Raw genomic sequence first — 5,215 nt, forward strand, 5'->3', positions numbered from 1 at the left:
GGTGCGGGAAGGGGGGTGACGCCAAGGGTGGCGGGGAAGAAGGACATCCGGCTCGGTCTTTCACGCATCAGGTCAGCCATTCATACCAAATGTACCGATGGTTTTGAACGTAAGGGAGAACATTACGGTCGAATTGCTCTGTTGGCCACCAATGGTGGTGTACTGCTTGAGATACATGACATCCAGCCCGAAGCAGTCATTCTGGAATCCGGCGTCGCCCCCGACCGATACGCTTTCATTGCGCGACAGGCTCCGGCGCAGATAGGCCGCCAGATGCCAGTGATCCCAGTTGGAGGCCGCGCCCACCGTCAGTTCGCTGACGGGCTTGTAATAAATGGCGGGCGGCGTGTTGGTATAGGATCTTTCGGCATAATAGTAATACGGCGTCACCGGCTCGAACAGGTAGCCACCCGTTACGCGGAAATGCTGGAACCCCGCGCTGCCCAGCGCATCGCCAAAGTCCACCTTGCCCGCATAGGGGTCGAGCCGCATCTTGCCGTCGAAGTCAAAATACTGGTTGGGCACCATGTGCGTGCCCATCACCACATCCGACAGGTGATGGCTCAGGCCGGAATAGGGGATGCGGTTATGATCGACATGCTCCTGAAAGCTCTCGCCAATCAGCATGTCGATCTGGTGGCCGTTCCATGTCCAGTTGTTGTGCAGGCCGACATTGGCGCGCAGCCCCCCGTCCAGCCGGTCGGTGCCCGGATAGCGGTTGATGGCGAACAGCGTCGAATCCGTGAATTCGTAGGTCAGGCTGTCTTCGTTGGGGATGTTGCTCGATGAACTGTTGCCCGTGTTGGGGGCGGCGAGGAACTGCACGATCGGTTCAAGAATCTGCGTGCCCGTATTGTGGTTGAAGCTGCGCAGGAACGGCCAGTTCATTTTCATCCCGATGGTGGGCAGGACTTGGCCTTCCACCTGCGCGCGCGTGGTGCCCGCGTAATTGGGCTGCTGGTTGAGTTCGGTGGCGCGGTGGATGGCGGATTCGACATGCAGCGTCAGATCCCAGATCTGGCCCAGCTTGTTGTGGAACGGCCGGTCCCAGTTAAGTGATAGCTGCCCGCGCTGGTCTGACGTGCCATTGTTGCGGTAGACATAGAAGTCGGTCGTATCCAGACTGAACCGCCCCCCCCATGCGTCGGGCCTGCCGAAATAGCTGTAGGTATAGCGTGGCAGGACCCATGGCAGATCCTGGTTGTGGATGATGCCCTGGTTGAGGCCCTGATACGCCTCGGCGTCGATGCGTGAATACGATCCCGTGCCGAACCCTTCCAGATAGACGTTGGAATTGAGCGTGTCCTGCCCGTAGCCGGTCACGCGGTAGTCACGCATGTAGTTGGGCGAACTGGCCCAGCGTATGTTCGCGCCCGCGCGCCATGTCTTGTTCAGCGAGACCTGGCCGCTGCCGAAGAAATAGCCCTGCACGCCATGGTTGTCCGCGCTTTCGACCTGCTGGCCGAAGGTGTTGGTGTAGCTTATGTCGTGATGGGTGTCATACGCGATGCCGGCATTGATGTTGAGGCGCGCGTTGCGGAAGTAGCGGCGGTAATTCGCGCTGAGCTGCGGGCCGGTGCGGGTGGAGAACAGCCCCTCCAGCGTAATGTCCGACTGCTTGTCCAGCACCCAGTAATAGGGAATGGTGACATAGGTGCCCAGGTAGCGGTTGTGGGGCGTGAAACCGGGCGTGAGAAAGCCGCTCTGTCGCCGGACCGAGGGGTCGGTCATGGAGAAGGTGGGCAGGTAGAAGATCGGCACCCCGAAGAAATCCACGAACGCATCACGGAATTCCATGCGCTTGTGCTGCATGTCATGCGTGGCGTCATAGGCGCGGATCTGCCAGAACGGCGCGCGCTCGGGGTGGCGGGCGCAGACTTCGCACGCGGTATAGACCACGCGGGTCAGGTCGCTCACCTTGCCGCCCGTGCGGCGCACGCCGTTCGCCGCCAGCCGGGCGTTGTCGTACATCTGGGCGTACATGCGCGTCATGATGCCATCGCGCATGCCGTTGCTCAGTTCGGCGTAATCGGTGAACAGCACGGTCCCGTCCGGCTCCACCATCGCCACGTTGCCCCGGGCGGAGGCGATGCCGGTATTGCGGTCGTATATGACCCTGTCCGCCCGCATGATCTGGTCATTCTGCCAGATCTGGACATTGCCGGTCCATGTCGCGATGCCGTTTCTGCTGTCGTAGGAAACATGGTCGGCCTGGAAGGTCATCGGGTCGGTATTGGACACGGTGCCCGAAAACGACGCCGGGGCCTGTGGCTGGCTCTTGGGGGCATGGATGGGCATGCTGCGCCTGGGCGCGTCCGCGCGCGCGGGGTGGAGCTGCGCCCCCAGACCCAGCGCCATCATCCCCCCCCACATGGTCGCGCATAGCAGCATCCCGCGCGGAAGCCGCCGCGAAGCGACGCTGGGCCGCAACGGTAACGGCGCACGCGGGAGGGGATGGGGACGGGACATTAACCGTCCTCTAGATGAAGAAGTAGCGTGACCGCAAGACAAAGCCCGGCCCCGGTGGGGGCCCAGGCGGCAAGAAGAGGGGGAAGGGCGCCGGTTTCACCAAACTGCGCCGCGATCTTGGATATGGCGAACAGCGCGAAACCGGCCGCCACGCCAAAGCTGATCATGCGCACGACGCCGCCCCGCCGGGCGGGCCGCATGGAAAATCCCGCCGCCACCAGCGCCATGGTGCCCGACAGGACCGGCAGCGTCAGCAGGGTCTGGAAATGCAGCCGGTGGCGGATGGTGGAAAAGCCGGAGCGGTTGAGCTGGCGGATGAACCCCGGCAGCGCCCAGACCGACAGCGTATCGGGGGAGGCGAAACTTTCCTCCACCCCCGCCAGCGTCAGATCGGCGGGCAGGGTGACGCGGCCCATGTCCTCGGGCAGTTCGTCGGGGCGGAGCTGGTGCGTCGCGTTCAGGATCCATCGTCCTTGCCCAGATAGCCGTTTTCAGCCTCCAGCCGGGTAATCAGCCCGTCATCGGGGCCCATGCGGAAGATGGTGATGGCGCCAAGGCGCAGCACGCCCCCGCTGAGCCTGACGCGCCGGGCGTGGATGATGTCCACCCCATGGTCCACCAGTCCGTTATCGCCCTGCCGCAGCCACAGGGTGCCGCCGCTCAGGTTGAGTGACTTGCCATGCTGTCGCGCAGGTACTGGCGGTCCAGCGCCTCCGCCCGGCGGTACATGATGGAGGACAGGGGCGAGATGCAGGTCGTCGCCGTCGCCCCGATCAGCACCGCGCAGATGACCGGCCCCGCCAGAAACTGCCATGCCGAGATGCCCGCCGCCCGCGCCACCACCAGTTCGGATGAGCGCGCAAGCCGCCAGAAGCAGATGATGCCGCCCAGCAGCACGCCAAAGGGCAGGATTTCAAGGCACGCGAAAGGCACGTGCAGCAGCGCGATCTGGCTGACCAGCGACGTGGGCACGTTGGGCCGGGTCGAGACACGGCGCAGCAGGTCGATGAAGTCGAACATCGTGATCAGCCCGGTCAGGAACGAGATCACGGCCAGCGTGGCGAAGGTGAACTGCCGGGCGATATAGACCGACAGGGTGAAGGCGGGCCTCATGCGCGCGGACCGGCCACGCGGGACAGGGGTTCCCGGTCCGCCCGGAATTCGGGCACGAACAGGACAAAGGCGCAGATCACGCCCGGCCCCAGCGTGCAGATCCACATAAGCGGCATGAGGTGCAGGTTGCGTGACGCAAGGTTCTGCACCAGCAGCGTCAGCGCCTGCACGGCCACGATGGCCAGTATGGCCAGCACGGGGCGCAGGATGCTGGCCTGCCGGGAATAGTTGCCGCCCATCGCCCCCACCAGGCCGATCATGGCAAACGAGAACGCGCAGAACGGCGTGCTGAGCCTGCGCCATGCCTCGATGAACATCTTGCTTTCATCACGACGGGAATACTGGCGCATGTCCGGGTGCAGGAGCTGGGCGATCGACAGTTCGTTGGCGTCGGGCAGGCGGGTATGCGGCCCGTGCGGGCTGGACAGGTCGATGGTGTTGCGCGCGAAGGTCAGCACGTTGAGCCGTCCGGTATGGCTGTCGATCTCCTGCCGCGAACCGTTGAACAGCACCACATGGGGCTGCTCGTCGTTTATGACCAGATTGCCTTCCTCCGCCAGGATGGTGGCTTCGGCGCCGGGGGTGCGGTCGTCCTCCACCATGATGCCGCGCAGCGTGCCGTCCTTGGCGCGTTCGCGGATATACACGGTCATGTTGTCCGATACCTGCGTGAAGACCCCGTCCTGTATCAGGAAGGCGGCCATGCGGTTGCGGATCTGGAATTCGTACTGCCGGAAGGCGTGGTAGGAAACCGGTACGATCCAGACATTCAGGATCAGGCACAGCCCCGTGGCGATGGTCGCGCAGAGCAGGCCCGGCCGCGCCATCATGAGCGGGGACAGCCCCGCCGCCTGCATTACGGTCAGTTCCCGGTCCGTGCCGAGGCGCTGGTAGATGAACTGCACCACCACGAAGGTCGTGATCGGCAGGATGACCGCGACGAAGGAGGGAATCAGCAGGCTGGTCAGTTCCAGGAACACGCGCAGCGAAAGCCCCCGGCCCACCACCAGCGATACGAAATGCAGGGACTGGGTCAGCCAGATCAGGGTCGCCAGCGCGCCGGTGCTGGCCAGAAGCGCCAGCAGGAGCTGGCGCAGGACATAGCGGTCCAGAATCGACAGGCGTGGCGCAAGGCGGTCTGGAACGGGACGGACGACAGGCATGCCCCTGTCTAGCCCCGTTCCCGCCGGGGCAAAAGGGTGATCCCCCCGCGCATGGGTGCGCAAACAGTCCGTTACATGCCACGCCGCGCGGCGTCACGCGCCCTGTGTGGCGGGGGGCAGGACCTTGCCGGGGTTCATGAGGTCGCGCGGGTCAAGTGCTGCCTTGATGTGGCGCATGGCCGCCAGTTCCGCGCCGCCACGCCATGCGGGCATCATGTAGGGCTTGAGCTGGCCCACCCCGTGTTCGGCGGAGAAGGAGCCATCCAGTTCCTTCACGATCGCGGCCACCGTGTCCATGATGTCATGGCTGCGGGCCAGGAAGGCCTCCGGCGCCATGCCTTCGGGCTGCACCAGGTTGAAGTGGATGTTGCCATCACCCATATGGCCGAACGGCGCGGGGCGGATGCCGGGTATCAGCGCCTCGCACGCCACGGTGGCGCGCGCGATCAGTTCGGGCACGTGGCTGACGG

3 protein-coding genes and 1 pseudogene are annotated in these 5,215 nt (G+C 64.4%); all 4 read right to left on the reverse strand.

The window, feature by feature from the left end:
* Window positions 1-72: 72 nt before the first annotated feature.
* Window positions 73-2,391 (reverse strand): LPS-assembly protein LptD, encoded by a 2,319-nt coding sequence (locus JCM25156_RS09080; protein WP_183479356.1) that lies wholly within the window; start codon window positions 2,389-2,391, stop codon window positions 73-75.
* A 77-nt stretch (window positions 2,392-2,468) separates the two neighbouring features.
* Window positions 2,469-3,582, reverse strand: a pseudogene (gene lptG, locus JCM25156_RS22985) (LPS export ABC transporter permease LptG).
* Window positions 3,579-4,745: an LPS export ABC transporter permease LptF gene (gene lptF / locus JCM25156_RS09090; RefSeq protein ID WP_025812835.1), complete on the reverse strand. Its 1,167-nt coding sequence runs from the start codon at window positions 4,743-4,745 to the stop codon at window positions 3,579-3,581. The pseudogene lptG and the gene lptF overlap by 4 nt, the downstream one beginning before the upstream one ends.
* Window positions 4,746-4,838: 93 nt before the next feature.
* Window positions 4,839-5,215 (reverse strand): FAD-binding oxidoreductase (locus tag JCM25156_RS22990; RefSeq protein WP_277909426.1); only part of this gene is annotated, 377 nt, incomplete at its 5' end.

The organism is Komagataeibacter kakiaceti JCM 25156 (assembly GCF_000613305.1).